Raw genomic sequence first — 19553 nt, forward strand, 5'->3', positions numbered from 1 at the left:
AGCAGGAGGGAAGACAATGGCTTCAGGATTCAACCAAAAGAACAAGCAATGCTCGCTGCAGGAACTGGCTGCGCTGGTGCCCGACGGCGCATCGATCGCGCTGGGCGGCAGCTTCCTGCATCGCGGACCGTTCGCCTTCGTGCGCGAGCTCATCCGCCAGGAAAAGCGCAACCTCGAACTCATCAAGCAATCGCCCGGTTATGACGTGGACATCCTGTGCCGCGCGGGCGTGCTGCGCCGCGTGCGCGCGGGCATCGTCGCAATGGAAGGCAACTTCGGCCTCGCGCCCTGGTATCGGCGCGCCGTGGAACGCCATGAGATCGAACTGGAAGAACACGCCTGCGCCAGCCTCACGGCGGGATTGCGAGCGGCCGCCTTCGGCGTGCCGTTCCAGCCCTGCGGGGGCCTGCACGGCAGCGGCCTGCCGGAACTCAATGGCTGGAAATGCCTGGACGATCCCTATGGCAGCGGCGAGAAGACCTGGGTGGTCCCGGCCATACGGCCGGATTTCGCCGTGATCCAGGCCTCCGAAGTCGACGCGCAGGGCAACGTGCGCGTGGCGGGGACGGCGCACTGGGACCGCATCATGTCGCGCGCCGCGGGCAGCGTGCTGGTGGTGGCCGAGAAGGTCGTGGACAGCGCGGTGTTCGAGGCCCAGCCCGAATCCACGCTGGTGCCGTATTTCATGGTGCAGGCCTACGCGGTGGTGCCGGGCGGCGCCTGGCCGGGGTCGTGCTGGCCCGCCTACGCCATCGACTATCCGGCGGTGGAAACCTACATGGACAAGAACAGCGATCTGCAGGCGCACATGGCCGCGGCGCCTGAAGCGCGGGAGGGGAATCATGGCTGAACAATGGTCGGGCTTTTCATACATCGTCACCAATCTGGCGCGCTTCATCCGCCCGGACGAGATCACCTTCAGCGGCGTGAATTCCACCATGCCCATGCTGGCCTGCCTGCTGGCCAAGCGCGCCTACGACTGGGACTTCGTCTATATCAACGTGGCCGGGGGCGTGAACCCGCGGCCCTCGCATATTCCGCTTTCCAGTTCGGATCCGGTGCTGGCCGAGCACACGGCATCGATCTTCTCGAACGAAGACTTCTACGATCTGTGCACGCGCGGACGCATGGACCTGACGTTTCTCGGGGCCGCGCAGATCGACGGCGCGGGCTGCGCCAACAATTCCTGCATCGGCGACTGGCATGAACCCAAGGTGCGCCTGCCGGGCGGCGGGGGCGGGGCGGTGATGCTGCCCACGGCCCGGCGCGCCTGCACCTGGCGCACCGAGCATTCGCGCCGCACCTTCGTGCCCAAGCTGGACTTCATGACCTCCTGGGGCGGTTTTCATGGCGTGGTGACCCCGATTGCGGTGTTCGTCAAGCGCGAGGGCCGGCTGGCGCTGCAGTCCTGGCATCCGGAATCCAGCCTGTCCGAGGTGCGCGAGCGCACGGGTTTCGAGTTCGACGCCACGGGCGCCGGTCCGACCGAGCCGCCCACGGAAAGCGAAGCCCGCGCCTTGCGCGAGCTGGACGCCGACGGGCAGTTTGAGCGCGACGCCGCCGTCGCGCTGCGTTGACGCCGCTTCCACACCTAAGGGGAAACCTCATGACGAAAGCCGATGCCACGGTCGTGGCGGCGTTTGCACGCCTGTGGATGCAGCCGGACCGGGCGGCGCTGCCCGCCATCGTGACCGCCGAGGAAACGTTGACCTATGCGGACTTGCATCGTCGTGTGGGCCAGGTGGCGGGCAGCCTGCGCGCCGCCGGCGTTGCCCAGGGCGATTACGTCGGCGTGGCGATGGAGCGGTCGCTCGCGCAAGTCCTTGCCATCCTGGGCGCGATGGCCGCGGGGGCGTGCCCGTGTCCGTTGGAGCCCCGCCTGTCGGCCGACGAAACCGCCCGGCGGGTGGCCGCCGTGGGCCTGACCTGGATGCTGGCCGACGAACCCAATACCGCGGTCGTCCAGGCCTGCGGGCTACCTGCCGCGCGCCTGCTGGACGCGGCGCAGGCCGCGCAGGGCGCGTGTGACTGGTCCGGCGCCGGCGTGGCCGCCGAGGCGCCGGGCCTGCTGCTGTTCACGTCGGGCAGCACCGGCAACCCGAAGGGCGTGCTGCTCAGCCATCGTGGCCTGGCAAACAATGCGCGCGGCGTGTTGGCGCACACGGAACTGACGCCCGCCGACCGGCTGCTGCACGTCATGCCGCTGCACCACACCAACGCGCTGAACAACCAGATCTTCGCGCCGCTGCTGGCGGGCGCCAGCGTGGCGCTGGCCGGCCGGTTCCGCGCCGAAGACATGCCCGGACTGCTGACCGCCTTCCGGCCCACCATCATCACCGGCGTGCCGACCATGTATGCGCGCATGCTGGACCTTGCCTTCGATCCGGACAGCCTCGCCGGGCTGCGTTTTGCGCGCTGCGGTTCGGCGCCCATCACCGAGGCCCTGCACCGGCGCATCGAAGCGTTTCTGGGCTGCCCGCTGGTCGTGTCCTACGGGTTGTCCGAGGCCACCTGCACGTCCACCATGAATCCGCCCGCGGCGCGGCGCGTCGGCTCGGTGGGCACGGTGCTGCAGGGGCAGGACGTCAGCCTGCGCCTGCCCGACGGCAGCCTCGCCCCGCCGGGCGCGGAGGGCGAGATCTGCATCGCGGGGGATAGCCTGATGCTGGGCTACCTGGGCGTGGACAGCGCCGATGCGGGCACGCCCACGCTGCTGCGCACCGGCGACCTGGGACGATTCGACGCGCAGGGATACCTGGCCATCACCGGCCGCATCAAGGACGTGATCATCCGGGGCGGCGAGAACCTCTCGCCCGCCCTGATCGAGGGCGTCGTGACGGGCCTGGCGGGCGTGGCCGCGTGCTGCGTGGTGGGTGCACCCGACGAGGACCTGGGCGAGACCCCCGTGATCTTCGTGCAACGCAAGGGGGATGCCGCGCCCGACGCGGCGGGCATCCAGGCCGAGGTGCTGGCGCGGCTGGGCCGCATCTACGTGCCGCGCGAGGTGTTCTTTGTGGACCGCCTGCCCGAGAACGCGGTGGGCAAGGTGGACCGCAAGGCGCTGGCGCGGCAGGCGGCGGCGCGGGAAACGGTGTGACGCTGGGGGATGCCCGGCACCGCGCGCACGCGCCTGGCCGAGCGTCTTACTCGACCTTGCCGATCCGCTGGACCGCCACCTCCAGCGATGCGGAGTCCTTTTTCCAGTAGGCGTCGAAGTCCGGCGCGTCCAGGTATTGCACGGGACTGCCGGTGCCGGCGATGCGGGCCTGCAGCGCGGGGTCATCCGCGATCTGCTTGACGGCCCGGCGCAGCGTGTCGATCACGGCGGGCGGCGTGCCCGCCAGCGCGAAGACGCCGGACCACTGCACGAAGCTCGCGTCATACCCGCGCGATTTCAGGGAGGGCACCTGCGGCAGGCTGTCCAGCTTGCCCTCGCCCCAGTGCGCCAGCGGCCTGACACGCCCGGCTTGGATGAGCGGCATGACGCTGGACGGCCCGGTGGCCAGCGCATCGACCTGGCCGCCCACCAGCGCCTGCACCGCCGGCCCCGCGCCCGTGAACGGCACGTGCATCATCTTGATGCCGGCCGCGTTCTGCAGCATCTCCATCGGCACGTGCATCGTGCCGTAGATGCCCGAACTCCCATAGCTCAGCTTACCGCCCTGTTTCCTGGCCGCCTCGATGAATTCATCCAAGGTCTTGTAGGGCGCATCCGCGCGCACCACCAGCACGGTGGGATCGGCCGTGATGCGGGCGATGGGCACGAACTGGTCCAGTTGATAGGCCGGCTTGCGTTCGAGCAGGCGGTCGGCGGCCGGCAGGATGGAAATAGACGAGAGGCTCATCAGCAGCGTGTAGCCGTCGGGCTTGGCGCGGCCCGCCTGGCCGATGCCGATGGCTCCGCCGGCGCCGCCTTTGTTCTCGATCACGATGGGCTGGCCCAGTTTGTCGCCCAGGGCCTGGGCGAGCGGACGGGCGATGGTGTCGGCGACGCCGCCGGGCGGGAAGGGCACCACCAGGGTCACCGGGCGCTCGGGATAGCCGGCAGCGGATGCGGCCGCCGTCCCGAGGCATAGCAGGGCGGCCGCGGCCACCTGTTTGCAGCGCAGATTCATGTCTCACTCCTGTTGATATGCGGTGTGCTGCGCGGCGCCGGTTTCTTGTGACCGGCGCTCTTTCTACCCCGCTTCAGACAAACCGGTTTTCGATCCTGCCGATGCCGTCGATCTCGATCCGAACCGTGTCGCCGCTTTTCAGAAACTGCGGCGGATTCAGGCCCTGGCCCACGCCAGCCGGCGTGCCGGTGGCGATGACGTCGCCCGGATACAGGGTGATGCCGCGCGAGCAGGTTTCGATCAGCGTCGGGATGTCGAAGATCAGGTCTTCCGTGTTGCCGTCCTGGCGCAGCTCGCCGTTCACCCAGCAGCGCACGCGTGTCTTCTGGCCGTCCAGCTCGTCGGCCGTGACCAGCCACGGGCCCATCGGGCAGAACGTGTCGAAGGACTTGCCCAGGTCCCATTGCTGATGGCGCATCTGCACGTCGCGCGCCGTGACGTCGTTGACGACGGTGTATGCGACCACATGGCTCATTGCCTCGGCGCGCGAGATGTTGCGCCCGCCCTTGCCGATGACCACCGCCAGTTCGGCTTCGTAGTCGATCTTGTCGGAGATGCCGGTGGGCAGCGTCACATCAGCCCACGGGCCGACCACGGTTTGCGGCACTTTGGTGAAGACGATGGGCCAGGATTCCGGGTTGGCGTCGTTGTCCTTGAATACGGAATCGCGCAGTTCCTTGGCATGCGCGTGGTAATTGCGGCCCACGCAGAACAGGTTGCGCGGCTGCGCCGGCAGCGGGGCTTCGTGTTCGACCTGGTCCCAGCGATAGGACGGACCCGTCTGCGCGGGCAGGGCGCGGCCCTCGGCCAGCCATTGCACGGCCGTCAGCGCGCCGGCGGCCGCCAGCGCCGGGTGAAAGTCCAGCGCGGTCACCGCGCTGCCGTCGCCCGTTACCACGCCCACGCGCCGCTCGCCGTTGACTCGAAATACCGCGATTTTCATGCTTGCTCCTACGGCGGCCGCGGCCGCCCTTGATGATGTACCAAAAGATACCAATGCGACCTATTGATCGGCCCAATTTCGGGTTGTTGGCCAGGATAAACCAAAAATCGCTCCCGGCGAATGGGTTGTTTCCAGGCTGACGCGCCTTTATTGGACTGATTTGGTATCATCGCGCGGTGATCCAAATCGGAGTCCCCATGGACAAAGCCTCCGCCATGCGCGCGGTCATCGTCGAAAACCTTCAATCCGGCGCATGGCCGGCCGGCCATCGCCTGCCGACCGAGCGCGCGTTGAGCGAGCAGTTCGGCCTGAGCCGGTCCACCGTGCGCCGCACGCTCTCGCAATTGAAGGAAGAAGGCCTCATCTCGCAGCGCGTGGGCAGCGGCACCTATGCCAATCCGCCTTCCACGCTGGCGCAGACCGAGGCCCTGTTGCGCGGCGAAGTGCTGTCCACCAGCCCGGCCGAACTGATGGCCGCGCGCCTGGTGCTGGAGCCGGCCATCGCCGCGCTGGTGGTGCAGCACGGCACGCCCGCCGACTTCGCCGCCATGCAGCATGCGTGCGAGCAAGCCGAGGCCGCGACCAGCTTCGAGGCGTTCGAAGTGTGGGACGCCAGGCTGCACGCGCTGATGGCCACGGCCACCCACAATCTGTTCATTGAAAAGGTCTTTGCGCTGATGACCGCGGCGCGCTCGCAGGCCACGTGGGGCGCGCTCAAGCGCAAGAGCCTCACGCCTGAGCGGCGCGCGGCGTATCAGGCCGAACATCGCGAGATCGTCGAGGCGCTGCACGACCGCGACGCCGACCGCGCCATGGCGGCCGTGCGCCGCCACCTGCTGCACGTCCGGGACAACCTGCTGGGATAGGGCGCCGGCGGGCGCGCAGCAGGGGTCAGTTCACCTGCAGATGGCGCTGCAGCGTATCGATGAACACCTTTGCCCGCGCTGGCGTGACGCGGTTGTCCGATAGCGCGTAGACGGTGGCCGGCGGCAGTTTCCAGTCCGGCAGGATCTGCTCCAGGGCCAGCTCCCGCAGGGTCTGCGACAACGCCAGATGGCTCGGCATCCAGGCAATGCCAAGCCCGGCCGTGGCCAGTTGCACGCCCAGCGCCGAACTGTTGGTGCCGATGTGGGCGGGGCCCCGGACGTTGAGCAGGCCCTCGCCTTCGCCCAGCGTCCAGTCAGGCAGGTCTCCCGTAATGATGCGCTCGTGCAGGCCCAGGTCTTCGGGGCAGGTCGGGCGCCCGAAGCGGTCCAGGTAGCTGCTGGCCGCGACGAGCACCCAGTGGACCTGGGCCACGTGCTTCTGGATCAGCGCGGAATCCTCGAGGTCGCCGGTGCGCAGCATGAGGTCGAACTGCTGGCCATTGCGCGCGATGTCGGACGTGCCCAACTCCACCTCGAACGAGATCTGCGGATAGGTGGCGCGCAGCTCCTTCAGCACGGCCGGCAGGATCGTCGTGAGCCCGGGCATGACCGACACGCGCAGCGTCCCGGCCAGGTGATTCAGGCTGGCGTTGATGACCTCGTGCGCGGACAGGGCGCCTTGGACGTGCGCGGCGCATTCGTCGAAGTATCGCTGGCCGATCGCCGTCAGGCTGACACTGCGCGTGGTGCGGTTCAGCAGTTTGTACCCGAGCGTCTGTTCCAGCTGCGTAAGGCGGCGGGACAGGGTGGCCACCGGGATGCCGAGGCCGGCGGCGGTGGCGGACAGCTTCCCGCGCTTGGCGACTTCGACGAAGTAGTGGAGGTCCTGCATCGAGATATCGTTTCTGTTCATGGTGTGTTCCGGGCGCGAGCCGTCAGTGCCCGTTCATTGTCGGCGCGTTCGTCCCGGGAGATTGTTGCCATTGCGGCAACACCGTGCTCCCTGGGCAGGATCTACTGCCGCCGTTCGAGCCGACCTACGATTTGGGCGTCGTTCAAGCCTGCGCAGCCCCGGCCGATCCGCCGGGAAGCGCCCACCCCAGAGGAGCCATCATGACCCAACGCATCAACGCCTTTGCCCAATCGCCGGACCTGTTCAAGAAGCTGGTCGAATTCACCATGCTGGCCAAGTCCGGCGCCATCGAAAAGTCGATCTTGACCCTGGTCGACATCCGCGCGTCGCAGATCAACGGCTGCGGCTTCTGCCTGGACATGCACGTCAAGGAGGCCAAGATCGCCGGCGAACGCGAACTGCGCCTGCACCACGTCGCCATCTGGCGCGAATCCAATCAGTTCTCGGCGCGCGAACGCGCGTGCCTCGCGTGGACCGAAGCCCTGACCACGCTGGGCGCGCACGGCGTGCCCACCGAGGTGTACGAGCGCGTGCGCGGCGAACTGTCGGAAAAGGAACTGTCGGACCTCAGCTTCGCGATCATGGCCATCAATGGCTGGAACCGCCTGAACGTGGGCTTCCAGACCGTTCCCGGCTCCGCGGACAAGGCCTACGGCCTGGACAAGGCGCAATTCAGCTAAGCAACCCAGCAACCCAGCAACCCAGCAACCCAGCAATCAAGGATCGATCATGAAAATCCTCGTCATCGGCGGCACGGGCCTGATTGGCTCCAAGCTCGTCAAACTGCTTACCGGGCGCGGCCATGAGGCCGTCGCCGCGTCCCCCGCGACCGGCGTGAACACCGTCACGGGCGAAGGCCTGGATGCCGCGCTGACCGGCGTGGACGTGGTGGTGGACGTCGCCAACTCGCCGTCCTTCGAAGACCAGGCTGTGCTCGATTTCTTCCAGGCCGCCGGCCGCAACCTGCTGGCCGCCGAGAAGCGCGCCGGCGTGCGCCATCACGTCGCGCTGTCGGTGGTGGGCACGCGCCGCCTGGCCGAAAGCGGCTACTTCCGCGGCAAGATCGTGCAGGAAGACCTGATCGAGGCGGGCGCCATTCCGTACACCATCGTCCACAGCACGCAGTTCTTCGAGTTCCTGGGCGGCATCGTGCAGTCGGGCGCGCAGGGCGACGACGTACGGCTGCCGTCCGCGTATGTGCAGCCCATCGCCTCCGACGACGTGGCCCTGGCCATGGCCGACGCGGCGCTGGGCGCGCCGGTGAACGGCATCGTGGAGATCGCCGGTCCGCGGAAGGTGCGCCTGGCCGAACTGGCCCAGCGCTACATGGGTAAAATCGGCGACGCCCGCACCGTGCACGCGGACGCCGGCGTGCGCTATTTCGGCGCGCTGCTGGACGACGATACGCTGGTGCCGGGACCGGGCGCGCGCCTGGGCGAGATCGACTTCGAAACCTGGTTCAGCCGTTCAGGCACAAGAAAGTAGCGGCGGGCACAAGGACCCTCATGAGCAAACTGCGGCCTCCTTCCCAGACCCTTTTGGAAAAGTACCGGGGCGGCGACTTCCGTCCCCTGTACACCACCAGCGTGACGGTGCGCGGCGGGGAGGCGGCGCACGGCCGCGCCTCGGGCATCGCCATCTCCGACGACGGCGAACTGGTCGTGGAACTGCGCCTGCCCGTCGAACTGGGCGGCACGGGCGGAGGCACCAACCCCGAGCAGCTCTTTGCCGCGGGCTATGCCGCATGCTTCCATGGCGCGCTCAGCATGCTGGCCGAGCGGTCCGGCCTGTCGATTCCCGAGGCGTCGGTCACGGCCACCATCTCGTTCGGGCGCGATCCCGTGGACGGACTCTTCGCGCTGACCGCCGACATCAACATCCACCTGCCGGGACTGGACAAGGCCATTGCCGAGGAACTGGTGCGCAACACCGAACGCCTCTGTCCCTATTCCAAGATGGCGCAGGGCGGCATCGAAAGTGTGGTGGCGCTGACGCAGTAGGGCGGCGCAGGCCCGGGAGCCTGTCGCGCCGTTGCGCGATGCACCGGCCTCACACCGGCTTCGCCAGCAGGCTGTCCAGAATCTGCAGATCCATCGCGCGGATCTGTTCGGTCATGTAGTCGATGAACACGCGCATGCGCACCGGCAAATGCTGGCGGCTCAGGAAGCACAGGTAATGCCCGCGGTCGTCGGGCGCGTATTGCGGCAGGCAGGCGACCAGCCTGCCGGCGCGCAGGTGGTCGCAGACCTGGTAGGCGGCCATCTGCGCGATGCCATGGCCGTCCAGCACCGATTGCAGCACCAGGTCAGCGTCGTTGAAGGTCAGCATGGCGACCGGGGCGACCTTGCGCAGATGGCCCGACACCTTGAACTCCCATTCGTAGACCCGTCCCGACGCGAGCTTGAAGTTCACGCAGCGATGGCGGTCGATGTCGTCGACGGTGGCCGGCAGCCCGTGGCGCGCGGCATAGGCGGGCGAGGCGCACAGCAGCATCTGCATCGGGATCACCTTCTTGGCGATCACCTGGCTGTCTTCCATGCGTCCGTTGCGAAAGGACACGTCGACCCGGTCCGTGGTGAAGTCGGTGGGACCGTCGTCCAGCAGCAGCTCGACCGAGATGCCGGGATTGGCCTCGCAAAACCCTTTCAGCAGCGGCGCGACGATCTTGCGGCCGAAGCCCACGGTGGCGCACACGCGCAGCTGCCCCGAGGGCGGGCCTTCGCGCAGCTCGCGCATGTCGTCCAGGGCCTGGATGATGCGCTCGACGCCGGGATGGCACTGTTCGTAGAAGCGCTGGCCCTCGGGCGTCAGCGACGTGCTGCGCGTCGTGCGCACGAACAGGCGCGTGCCGAGCTGGTCTTCCAGCTTCTGCACGCTGCGGCTGACGGCCGAGCGGCCGATGCCGAGCCGGTCGCCGGCCTTTGCGAAGTTGCCTTCGGCGGCGACGGCAATGAAGGCCATGACACCGGCGTAGCTGGTGGCAAAGCTGTCAGCCAGGGAGTCCGGTCCGTTCGGAGAAGGGAGATCCGCGGGGGCGGGGGAGGGTGTCGACATGGTGGCGGCGCGGCAAGTAAGTTGATCCTACTGCTAAGACGTTGCGCCGGGCAATCCTGTGACATCGCGCGTAAAAAAAGGCCTTCCCATGGGGGAAGGCCTGCTGGCGGGCCGGCATCCGGCCCGGGTGCGCCGTCCTTCGGCGCGCCCCTATTGAACCGGAGTCAGGGCGGGCGCCCCTTTTTTCTTGATCAGCACGACCAGGAACTTGGCGGGCCGGGTCTGGCTGGCGTTGCGCCCCACGGTGTGGATGTCGTCCGGGCCTTCGTAGAAGGTCTGGCCGGGCGTCAGGGTGACTTCCTTGCCGCCCTTGACCTGCATGACGATGCTGCCTTCCAGCACATAGACGAAGCCGTGGGCGTCGTGGCGATGGATCGGGTCTGCCGCGCCGGGCGGATAGTCGACGATGAGCATCACGGCATCCTTATTGCCGATGTCCGGCAGGTCCTTGGCCATCAGCTCGGTGACGATGGGATCGGCCGGCCTGGCGGAGGATGACGCGGGATGGGACGCGGCATGGGCGGGCTGGCCGAGCAGCGCGGCGGCGGCGATAAAGGGCAATCCGAACTTCGTGATCTTTGACATGACCTGTCCTTGGCTGGAAGTGATGACGGGTCCATCGTAGAAGCGAGGAAGTCGGGGCGGTAGCACCGCGCAGGGGATCACCGTGTTGCCTGCCACGCACCAAAAGGACCAATGCGCCAGCGCGCCGCGTGTTACTGCCGCATGTCACTGCCGCATGTCACTGCCGCGCGAGGGCGGCGGCGATGCCGGCGAGCTTGTCCGGGTTGCGTTGCACCAGCACCCGGGTCAGCCGCTTGCCGTCGGTTTCGTAGGACTGCACGGATTCCAGCTCGCCGTCGATGAAGCGCAGCAGCGTCCATTGGCCGTTGACCTGGACGACCTTGACATCCAGGGCGTCGCGATAGCGCCGCTTGCCGGCGTAGAAAAGCTGCGCCAGCCGCTTGCCGCCCACCAGGCGGGCAAACGCGGAGACCTTGTCGCCGCCGTCCCCGATGAGCTCGGCGTCATCGCTCAGCAGCGCGAGCAGGCCATGGAAGTCGCTGCGCTGCATCGCGTCGGCGAATGCCTGCAGCAGCCGCTGCAGCGTTGCGCGCGGCACGGCATCGCGCGGCGCGCCCTGGCGCAACTGCTGGCGGGCGCGGCGCACCATCTGGCGGACGGCGGCCGGGGTCTTGTCCAGCGTCTGCGCGATGTCTTCGTAGTCCGCGTCGAACACATCGCGCATGAGAAACGCCGCGCGCGCCTCGGGCGACAGGCGCTCCAGCATGAAAAGGAACGCAACCGACACGTCGTCGGCCTGTTCGTGGATCTGTTCCGGCGTGGCGGGGGCGGCCATCAGCATGGGCTCCGGCAGCCACACGCCCACGTATTTGTCGCGCTCGGCCTTGGCGGCGCGCAGGTGGTCGATGGACAGCCGCGTGGTGGCGGTGACGAGCCACGCCTCCGGATTGGCGATGACGCCGCGGTCGGCGCCGTGCCAGCGCAGCCACGCCTCCTGCACCACGTCTTCGGCCTCGGCCACGGCGCCCAGCATGCGGTAGGCGATCGCGTAGAGGCGGGGACGGTGCTGGTCGAAGAGGGCGACGGAGTCGGACATGGGGAGGGCCAGCGCCGAGGGCAAGCGGGGAGGAAGGCAGGTATTTTGCCGCAGGGGCCAGGCTGGAACAAGCACGCGGGACCGCCCGGCCCGTCTCCGATGCCGTCCCGAGTGGGCTATCGCACGATGTCATTCGAGCACCGGGGCGGCCACGGCGCGTCGACTACGCGCTGTCGCGGGCCACGATGCGAAAGCCGATTTCCACCACCGATTGCGCGGGGCGCTGGCCGTTGGCGCGCAGGCCGATCATCTCGGCGGCCTGCGCGCCGATGGCGGCGCCGTCCACGTGCACCGAGGTGATGGCAGGCGACATCGAGGCGGCGATGTCCATGTCGCCGAAGCCGACCACGGCCAGTTGCCGGGGGACGTCCAGGCCCTGCACGGCCGCCTCGGTCAATACGCCGGCGGCCATCAGGTCCGAGCTGCAGAACACCGCGTCGATGCCCTGTCCCGAACGCTGCAGGGCGCGCAGCCCTTCGCGGCCCTGCGCGTGGGTCGTGGGCGCGGGCAGGTAGTGCACCAGCGGTTCGGGCAGGCCGGATTCCAGGGCGGCGCGCACCAGGCTTTCGGCGCGCAGCCGGGCGCGCGGGTCGTCGCCGCTCAGCACGGCCTGCCGGGTCTTGCCCGCATCGCGCAGGTAATGGCTTACGGCGGCGCCGATCGCCTCGTGCGACAGGCTCAGCAGCATGTCGATCGGCGCGTCGGTGGTGTCCCAGGTTTCGACGATGGGGATGCCGGATGCCTTTAGCAACTGCCGGCCCTGCGGCGAATGCATCACGCCCGTCAGCACGATGCCGTCGGGACGGCGCCCGATGATGGCGCGCAGCAGCGCGTCTTCGCGCGGCGAGTCGTAGCCGCTCTGGCCGACCATGAGCTGAAAGCCCTTGGCGTCGAGGGACCGGGTCAGTTCGGTCAGCATGCCGCCAAAGAGCGAGCCGGTGATCGAGGGCACCAGCACCATCACCAGGTTGCTGCGCGACAGGCGCAGGCTGCCGGCCATGAGGTTGGGCACGTAGCCCAGCGCCTGGATCGCGGCGGTGACTTTGTCCAGCGTGGCGGGAGACACCTGCTGCGGGGTGTTGATCGCGCGCGACACCGTGATCATGGAAACACCGGCCGCCTGCGCGACCTCCCGCACGGTGACGCTGGCGCGTCCGGAGGATCGGGCTGGGGAGCCGGCAGAGGGGATTCGGGACGCGCGCATCGGGTAAGGGGGAGAGGAAAAAACCGGGTGAACCAAGCATCAAGCCTAACCGCTGTCCCCCGTTTTGCGGGGCAGGCAAGATCAGGGTTTATCCGGATGGTGACGGCGGTCGGCCAGGAAATACTCTAAAAAAGCCGTGATGTTAACGTTAACAGGAAAAATGTTAACGTTAACGTTTTCGTATACGTCCAAAATACAAACCAGACCGGAGACAAACAATGACTCGCAACGCGCGCAAGTGGATAGTTGGATTGAGCCTGATGGCGGCGGCCGGCGTGGCGCACGCCTGGCCCGACAAGCCCGTCACCATGGTGGTGCCGTTCCCGCCCGGGGGCGCGACCGATTCGGTGGCGCGCGCGCTGGCCAACAAGCTGGGAGAGCAGCTCAAGCAGTCCTTCGTCGTGGAAAACAAGGCTGGCGCCACCGGCACCATCGGCGCCTCGCAGGTGGCCCGCGCCGCGCCGGACGGCTACACGCTGTTGGTCACGTCGCTGGCGCCCCTGGTCGTGGCGCCGCACCTCATGAAAGGCATTCCCTACGATCCGGCCAAGGACTTCACGTACCTCACCGTGGCCGTGCAGACGCCGAACGTGCTGGTGGTCAGCCCGCAGCTCGCCTCCAAGGTCAACAGCGTGCAGGACGTGCTGGCGCTCCTGAAGTCCAAGCCCGGCGGCATCAGCTTCGCCACGTCGGGCGCGGGGTCGTCGGATCATCTGACCGCGGAGCTGTTCTGGCAGAAGACCGGCACCAAGGGCCTGCACGTGCCCTACAAGGGCGGCGCCCCGGCCATCTCCGATCTGCTCGGCAACCAGGTGGACATGTCGTTCCAGAACGTGAACGCCGTGCTGCCGCACATCAAGGCCGGCAAGCTCAAGGCCATCGCGGTCACGGGGTCCAAGCGCTCGCCCGTGCTGCCCGACGTGCCCACGTTTGCCGAGGTCAATGTTCCGGGCGTCGATGTCTACGCGTGGCAGGCGGTCGTGGCGCCGAAGAACCTGCCGGCCGACGTGCGCGACAAGCTGTCCGCCGCGCTCACCACCGCGCTGAAGGACCCGTCGCTCAGCAAGCCCTTTACCGACATCGGCCTGGAAATCGTCGCCAACTCGCCGGACGCATTCACCAAGTTCCAGCAGCAGGAAAGCGCGCGCTGGAAGCAGGTCATCGAGACCGGCGGCATCTCCGTGCAATGACGCAACGCGCCCGGCCGCCCCGGCCGGGCTATTTCAAGAAGCAATCATGACTCTCCACGCATCGCAAGCCTCACGCCAGACGCCCACGATTACCGACATGCGGGTCGTGCCCGTCGCCGGCCAGGACTCCATGCTGCTCAATCTGAGCGGCGCCCACGCGCCTTACTTCACGCGCAACCTCGTCATCCTGACCGACAGCGCCGGCAATACCGGCGTGGGCGAAGTCCCCGGCGGCGAGAAGATCCGCGCCACGCTGGAAGACGCGCGCGCGCTCGTCGCGGGCAGCTCCATCGGCAACTACCAGCACACGCTGAACCGCATGCGCCAGGCGTTCGCCGGGCTGGACAGCGCGGGCCGCGGGGCCCAGACCTTCGACCTGCGCGTGGCCATCCATGCCGTGACGGCGGTGGAATCGGCGCTGCTCGATCTGCTGGGCCAGCATCTGGGCGTGCCTGTCGCCGCGCTGCTGGGCGAGGGGGTACAGCGCACGTCCGTGCAGATGCTGGGCTATCTGTTCTACGTGGGCGACTCGGCGCAAACGCCGCTGCCTTACCAGAAGGCCCCCGACGCCGAGGGCTGGCTGCGCGTGCGGCATGAAAAGGCGATGACGCCCGAGGCCATCGTGCGCCTGGCCGAAGCGGCCTATGACCGCTACGGCTTCCAGGATTTCAAGCTCAAGGGCGGCGTGCTGCGCGGCGAAGAAGAGGTCCAGGCCATCCGCGCGCTGCACGAGCGCTTCCCCGAGGCGCGCATCACGCTCGATCCGAACGGCGGCTGGCTGTTGAAGGACGCCGTGCGCCTGTGCCGCGACCTGCATGGCGTGATGGCCTACGCCGAAGACCCCTGCGGCGCCGAAGGCGTGTTCTCCGGCCGCGAGGTCATGGCCGAATTCCGCCGCGCCACCGGCCTGCTCACCGCCACCAACATGGTGGCCACCGACTGGCGCGAGATGGCGCATGCGCTGTCGCTGCAATCGGTCGACATTCCGCTGGCCGACCCGCATTTCTGGACGCTGCAGGGCTCGGTGCGCGTCGCCCAGACCTGCCAGGCATTCGGCCTGACCTGGGGGTCGCACTCCAACAACCATTTCGACGTGTCGCTGGCGATGTTCACGCACGTGGGCGCCGCGGCGCCGGGCAAGGTCACCGCGATCGACACGCACTGGATCTGGCAGGACGGCCAGCACCTGACCCGCAACCCGCTGCAGATCCGCGACGGCTACATCGACCTGCCGCAGACCGGCGGCCTGGGCATCGAACTGGACATGGACGCCGTCGACAAGGCGCACCAGCTTTACCTTCAGCACGGCCTGGGCGCGCGCGACGACGCGACGGCGATGCAGTATCTGATCCCGGGCTGGCAGTTCGACAACAAGCGGCCCTGCATGGTGCGTTGATTGATAGCGGCCGGCGACGGGCTGGCCGCGTCACTTCGCCTCGACAGGCCCGGATAGCTCAGGACTGCCGGCGCAACCGGGCCAGCTCGGCCGACAGCTCCGCCACAAGCGCCTGCGCGCGCGCCAGCGGGTCGTGTCCCTGTGGATCGTGGCCCGGCGCGTCGTGTCCATTGGACGGCGCCGGCGATTCGCTGGCGGTGTCGTGCAAGCGGGGGTGCACGCTTTCATGTCCCATGCTGACGTCCACGTCGAACACGAGTTGTTCGGCGCGGTGCCAGGTGGTGAACCATTCCAGCGGCTTGCCGTGCTGGTCCATGCCCTGGCCCTGCAGCATCAGCAGCGGCGTGCCCGCCTGCGTGTCGAGCAGGGCGGCGAGCTTGTCGTCGGCGGCGACGGCGCGGATCTGGTTGCGGCCGGCGCCGGGGCGCAGGCCGAATTGCCGCGTCAGCACGCCGTGCAGGGAGGCATCGACCAGATGCTCGGCGCGCAGGCCCGGCACGGCGTCGGCGGGAAGCCAGGTGCGCACGTAGGCCAGCGGCGCCTCGGCGACATGGCGCAGGCGTTCGAGCATCAGGAGGCGAGTGGTGCCGAAGAACTCGGCGACTTCGGCGGGGGGCGTTGCTGGCCCCAGGGCCAGCACGCGGGTCTGCAGCGATACGCCCGACTGGGCGAACTGTTCGTAGAGGCCGGTGGACCGCTGCACCAGCCGCCGGTGTTCCTGGGGGGCCGCCACGGTGGCGGGACGCCCGGATTCACGTTGGATCAGTCCTTCGGCGGCCAGGGCCGCCAGGGCCTGGCGCACCACGCTGCGCGCCACGCCGAAGCGGTCGCACAGCGCGGCCTCGCTGGGCAGCACGGCGCCTGCGGCGAGCTTGTTCGAGCGGATGTATCCGCGCAACCGCGACGCCACCTGGGCGTGCAGCGGGATGTCTCCCGCGCGGTCAAGATCGGGCAATGCGTCGTGCGTGGCGGGCGCCATGGGAATCAACCTCCGGTTTGTGCCCGCGCAGTTTCCCATACATGCGTCCAGCCCGGGGCCAGATGCGCGGCGCGCTCGGCGGCCAGGATGAGGCTGTCTTCGCGCGCGATGCCCTTGCCCGCGATGTCGAAGGCGGTGCCGTGGTCCACGGACACGCGCACGACGGGCAGGCCGACGGTGATGTTGACGCCGTCGTCGCCGTACACGGACTTGAAGGGCGCGTGGCCCTGGTCGTGGTAACAGGCGACCACGAACTTCCACTTGCCGCGCACGGCCTGCGGGAACAGCGCGTCGGCCGGGATGGGGCCGGCGGCCAGGATGCCGGCGGCGTTGGCTTCCGCCACGGCGGGCGCCAGGATGTCGGCGTCTTCGCTGCCGAAGATGCCGTTTTCGCCGGCGTGCGGGTTCAGCCCGGCGACGGCCACGGGCTCGTCGCCGCGTCCCAGGGCCGTGGCGAACGAACCGGCCAGGCGCAGGACGGCGCGCATGCGGGCCGGGTTCACGTCTTCGATGGCCTGGCGCAGCGAGACGTGCGTCGTGGCGTGGAAGATGTAGAGATCGCCGGCGGACAGCACCAGCGAGAAGGTCTTGACGCCGAACTCATGGGCCAGCAGCTCGGTGTGGCCGGGCCACTTGTGGCCGGCGGCGTGCATGGCCGCCTTGTTCAGCGGGGCGGTGACGATACCGTCGATCTCGCCGGCGCGCGCCAGGGCGCAGGCCGTGGTGACGAAGCGCACCGAGCCGTCGCCGGCGTCGGCGCTGATTTCGCCCAGCTTGACGTGGGCCAGCGAGGGGCCGGCCTGCAGCACTTCGATCGTGCCCGGCGTGTTGGTGGCGTCGGCCGCGCGGTCCAGCTTGCGCACGATGGCGGGGTCGCCGCCCAGGTTGCGCACCGCGTTGGCCATGACGTCCACGTCGCCGACGACGAACAGGCGCGCCTTCTGGCGCAGTTCGTCGTGGCCCATGAGCATCTTGGCCGTGATTTCCGGCCCGATGCCTGCTACGTCGCCCAAGGTCACGGCCAGCAGGGGCAGCTTCGCGGTAGGGGTTTGTGTCATCGCTTGAATCTCCTGTCGCGGATCGCGCGCACCGCGCGAACCAGTACGTCTTCGGTGCCAAAGCCGCCGGCCTTGGTCACCACGGGCAGGCCTGCGGCCGTGCCTCCGGTCAGCGTGCCCAGGGGCACGCCGCCCATGACTTCATCCACCAGCGCAATGCCGTTGGCTTGCAGCGCCACCAGCACGCTGCGCGCGCCGTCGCCGCCGGTGGCGACCACGCCCGCGGCGCGGGAGGCGGCAATCAATTGCGCGGCGAGGCTCCCGAGGCGGTCGGCGACCGTATCGGAATCCAGCCCGTCGCGTTGGCCCTCGGGGGCCAGGAGCAGGATGGTGCCCGCCTCGAGCGGCGCCTGCCCGTGCGCCTGCAGCAGGGGCTGGCTCCAGGCCTGCCATTGCGCGTCGTCGGCAAGCTGCTCGAGCGACGGGCTCCAGGTGTCGGCGCCGGCTGCCTGCAGCGCGGCGGCCTGCGCGCGCGCGGCGCTGTGCTGCGAGGTGACCACGACCACGACGGGCGCGGTCTGGTCGGCGCCGGCCCAGACGCGGGCCAACGGCACGGCCAGGCCGCCCGCGCCCACGGGCAGGGCGCGTTCGCCCAGCAGGCCGATGGCGCGCGCCAGCCGTTCCAGATCGGCGTCGGTGGCCGCGTCGACCACCACCGTATTGCCGGCCTGCGCGATGCGCGCGGCCAGCGATTCCGGCGTGTCGTCCGCCACGGGCGCGACGTGGGCGCAGCCCAGCAGGGTGGGGATATGGCTTTCGGTCACCGGCGTGACCGGATCGGTGGCCGCCGACGTGTCGGTGACCGGCTTGCCGTTCACATACAGGATGCCTTGCTGGACGGTGCGGCCGGTGGCCGGGAACGCGGGGCAGATCACCGCGATCGCATTGTCGCGCCAGGCGTCGCGCGCGGCGTCGATCTCGGCCTTGAACGCGCCGCGCAGGGTCGAGTCGACCTTCTTGTACAGGCGCGACACGCCGGCCTCGCGCAGTTGGCGCACGTTGAGGCGGATCACCGCGGCCGCGTCGGACGCGGCCAGCGCGCGGCTGTGGGTGGTGACGGCCAGCACCTCGACGTCGTCGTGGGCCGGACCGGCCAGGGCCTCATCGGCGCCGCCGATCGACAGGTGCGTGTTCCAACCGGCGCGCACAAATTGCACGGCGGTGTCTCCGGAGCCGGTCAGGTCGTCGGCGACGATGGCGATGGCAGGTTTCACAAGGCCTCTCCGCGCGCCTGGGTCAGGGGCGGTGCGACGGTGGCGTCGGCATCCTCGGACTTGAGCTCACCGGCGCGCTTGAGGAACCAGGAGGCCAGCACGGGCGCCAGGATGGAGCTGATCAGCACGCACGCGGCGACCTGCGCGGTGGCGGTGGACACGTACTGCTGGAAGTTGGGGTCGGCCGCCGCGACCACGGCGGGCGTGGCGATGGCGTTGCCGGCCGTGGTGCCGGCCGCGAAGCCCAGGCCGCTCTTGCCGCCGCGGCGCAGGATCATGCGATAGCCCAGGTAGACCAGGCCGCCGGTGATGGGGCTGATGATCAGGCCCAGGATCAGGCCGCTGACGCCGCCGCTGACGACCGCGCCCAGGTTGATGCCGGTGCCCAGCGCAAAGGCGAAGAACGGGATGACGATGTTGGGCACGGGCTTGAGCACGTCGCGCCATTTGGGATCCAGGTTGCCCACGACCACGCCCAGCAGGAAGGGCACCAGCGCCGCCACCAGGGCGATCATCGGGATGTCGGCCAGGCCCGAGGCGCCCAGGAACAGCAGGCTGAAGAAGGGGCCGTCGTTGACCGCGCTGGCCACATAGGCGCCGCGGTCGCGGGCGTCGCCGTACTGGCCGGTGTAGGCCAGCCACAGGCCGCCGTTGCTGTTGTCGAACGCCGCGAGCAGCGCCAGGATGGACACGCCCCACACGCCGTCCAGGCCGACGTAGCTGCCCAGGATGATGATGAGGGTGGCGGGCACCAGCGTCTTCATCAGCAGGATGGTGCCGGCGGTCGCGAGGATGGGACCGCCGGTGCGGGCGTTGACGTGCGTGCCGGTCGCGAAGATCAGCAGCGCGATCAGCGGCAGCGCGCTGTTCTTGAACAGGGCCGTGGTGAAGCCGCCGATGGCCAGGGCCTCGGGGGCGAAGGTGCCGATCAGGGAACCCAGGATCAGCGGCACGAGCATCAATCCACCGGGGATTTTCTGCATGGTGCCAAAAAAGGGCG

The 19553-nt window shown here is 68.8% G+C and carries 20 protein-coding genes; 9 read left to right on the forward strand and 11 right to left on the reverse strand.

Features of this window, described 5'->3' with window-relative positions; translation table 11 throughout:
• The first annotated feature begins 16 nt into the window (after positions 1-16).
• The 3 genes from BXA00_RS19395 to BXA00_RS19405 are packed head-to-tail and all read left to right on the forward strand — an operon-like array spanning position 17 to position 3097.
• A complete protein-coding gene (locus BXA00_RS19395) occupies positions 17-850 on the forward strand; it encodes a CoA transferase subunit A (RefSeq protein ID WP_076520066.1) in 834 nt (277 codons plus the stop codon).
• Entirely contained in the window at positions 843-1577 is a 735-nt protein-coding gene (locus BXA00_RS19400) for a CoA-transferase subunit beta (protein ID WP_076520067.1), read from the forward strand. Before BXA00_RS19395 ends, BXA00_RS19400 begins: the two co-directional genes overlap by 8 nt.
• Before the next feature lie 29 nt (positions 1578-1606).
• Positions 1607-3097, forward strand: coding sequence for a class I adenylate-forming enzyme family protein (locus BXA00_RS19405; RefSeq protein WP_076520068.1), 1491 nt, complete (start codon positions 1607-1609; stop codon positions 3095-3097).
• 46 nt (positions 3098-3143) lie between these two features.
• On the opposite strand, the gene BXA00_RS19410 is transcribed toward BXA00_RS19405, so the two are convergent.
• Positions 3144-4115: a tripartite tricarboxylate transporter substrate binding protein gene (locus BXA00_RS19410; RefSeq protein WP_076520069.1), complete on the reverse strand. Its 972-nt coding sequence runs from the start codon at positions 4113-4115 to the stop codon at positions 3144-3146.
• A gap of 73 nt (positions 4116-4188) precedes the next feature.
• Positions 4189-5058 (reverse strand): fumarylacetoacetate hydrolase family protein, encoded by an 870-nt coding sequence (locus tag BXA00_RS19415; RefSeq protein ID WP_076520070.1) that lies wholly within the window; start codon positions 5056-5058, stop codon positions 4189-4191.
• Positions 5059-5255: 197 nt separating this feature from the next.
• Between BXA00_RS19415 and BXA00_RS19420 the strand changes: the two genes are divergently transcribed.
• The gene (locus BXA00_RS19420; protein WP_076520071.1) at positions 5256-5924 is read left to right on the forward strand and encodes a FadR/GntR family transcriptional regulator; all 669 of its coding nucleotides are present in this window, start codon (positions 5256-5258) and stop codon (positions 5922-5924) included.
• A 25-nt stretch (positions 5925-5949) separates the two neighbouring features.
• Here the strand turns inward: BXA00_RS19420 and BXA00_RS19425 are convergent, their stop codons facing one another.
• Positions 5950-6837, reverse strand: a complete 888-nt coding sequence (locus tag BXA00_RS19425) for a LysR family transcriptional regulator (RefSeq protein WP_076520072.1) — start codon at positions 6835-6837, stop codon at positions 5950-5952.
• 200 nt (positions 6838-7037) lie between these two features.
• Between BXA00_RS19425 and BXA00_RS19430 the strand changes: the two genes are divergently transcribed.
• Genes BXA00_RS19430 through BXA00_RS19440 form a run of 3 tightly spaced genes read left to right on the forward strand, consistent with a single transcriptional unit; the run spans position 7038 to position 8837 of the window.
• Positions 7038-7517 (forward strand): carboxymuconolactone decarboxylase family protein, encoded by a 480-nt coding sequence (locus BXA00_RS19430; protein ID WP_076520073.1) that lies wholly within the window; start codon positions 7038-7040, stop codon positions 7515-7517.
• A gap of 49 nt (positions 7518-7566) precedes the next feature.
• Entirely contained in the window at positions 7567-8322 is a 756-nt protein-coding gene (locus BXA00_RS19435; protein WP_076520074.1) for an SDR family oxidoreductase, read from the forward strand.
• 20 nt (positions 8323-8342) lie between these two features.
• A complete protein-coding gene (locus BXA00_RS19440) occupies positions 8343-8837 on the forward strand; it encodes an Ohr family peroxiredoxin (protein ID WP_076520075.1) in 495 nt (164 codons plus the stop codon).
• Between the two features lie 49 nt (positions 8838-8886).
• On the opposite strand, the gene BXA00_RS19445 is transcribed toward BXA00_RS19440, so the two are convergent.
• The 4 genes from BXA00_RS19445 to BXA00_RS19460 all read right to left on the reverse strand — a co-directional run bounded on the left by BXA00_RS19445 (position 8887) and on the right by BXA00_RS19460 (position 12650).
• Positions 8887-9891 carry a LysR family transcriptional regulator gene (locus tag BXA00_RS19445; RefSeq protein WP_076520076.1) on the reverse strand — a complete coding sequence of 335 codons (1005 nt, stop codon included), beginning with the start codon at positions 9889-9891 and terminating at the stop codon, positions 8887-8889.
• Between the two features lie 150 nt (positions 9892-10041).
• On the reverse strand, positions 10042-10476 hold the full coding sequence (locus BXA00_RS19450) for a cupin domain-containing protein (protein WP_076520077.1): 435 nt from the start codon (positions 10474-10476) through the stop codon (positions 10042-10044).
• Between the two features lie 157 nt (positions 10477-10633).
• Positions 10634-11512, reverse strand: a complete 879-nt coding sequence (locus tag BXA00_RS19455) for an RNA polymerase sigma-70 factor (protein WP_076522017.1) — start codon at positions 11510-11512, stop codon at positions 10634-10636.
• Between the two features lie 163 nt (positions 11513-11675).
• Positions 11676-12650, reverse strand: a complete 975-nt coding sequence (locus BXA00_RS19460) for a LacI family DNA-binding transcriptional regulator (protein WP_255376734.1) — start codon at positions 12648-12650, stop codon at positions 11676-11678.
• A 284-nt stretch (positions 12651-12934) separates the two neighbouring features.
• On the opposite strand from BXA00_RS19460, the gene BXA00_RS19465 reads away from it, so the two are divergent.
• The gene (locus BXA00_RS19465; protein WP_076520079.1) at positions 12935-13906 is read left to right on the forward strand and encodes a tripartite tricarboxylate transporter substrate binding protein; all 972 of its coding nucleotides are present in this window, start codon (positions 12935-12937) and stop codon (positions 13904-13906) included.
• 46 nt (positions 13907-13952) lie between these two features.
• Complete coding sequence (gudD, locus tag BXA00_RS19470; RefSeq protein ID WP_076520080.1) at positions 13953-15302, forward strand: glucarate dehydratase; 1350 nt, start codon at positions 13953-13955, stop codon at positions 15300-15302.
• Between the two features lie 58 nt (positions 15303-15360).
• Here the strand turns inward: gudD and BXA00_RS19475 are convergent, their stop codons facing one another.
• From BXA00_RS19475 to BXA00_RS19490, 4 genes are read right to left on the reverse strand one after another with little or no spacing between them, the layout of a single operon-like run.
• The gene (locus BXA00_RS19475; RefSeq protein ID WP_076520081.1) at positions 15361-16281 is read right to left on the reverse strand and encodes a GntR family transcriptional regulator; all 921 of its coding nucleotides are present in this window, start codon (positions 16279-16281) and stop codon (positions 15361-15363) included.
• Between the two features lie 5 nt (positions 16282-16286).
• Entirely contained in the window at positions 16287-17339 is a 1053-nt protein-coding gene (gene pdxA / locus BXA00_RS19480; protein WP_076520082.1) for a 4-hydroxythreonine-4-phosphate dehydrogenase PdxA, read from the reverse strand.
• Positions 17336-18553, reverse strand: coding sequence for a D-threonate kinase (dtnK, locus tag BXA00_RS19485; RefSeq protein WP_076520083.1), 1218 nt, complete (start codon positions 18551-18553; stop codon positions 17336-17338). The genes pdxA and dtnK overlap by 4 nt, the downstream gene beginning before the upstream one ends.
• Positions 18550-19536 carry a 2-keto-3-deoxygluconate permease gene (locus tag BXA00_RS19490; RefSeq protein ID WP_369825617.1) on the reverse strand — a complete coding sequence of 329 codons (987 nt, stop codon included), beginning with the start codon at positions 19534-19536 and terminating at the stop codon, positions 18550-18552. Before BXA00_RS19490 ends, dtnK begins: the two co-directional genes overlap by 4 nt.
• Positions 19537-19553 lie beyond the last annotated feature (17 nt).

Origin of the sequence: Achromobacter sp. MFA1 R4 (genome assembly GCF_900156745.1) — a bacterium.
Lineage (GTDB): Bacteria > Pseudomonadota > Gammaproteobacteria > Burkholderiales > Burkholderiaceae_B > Achromobacter.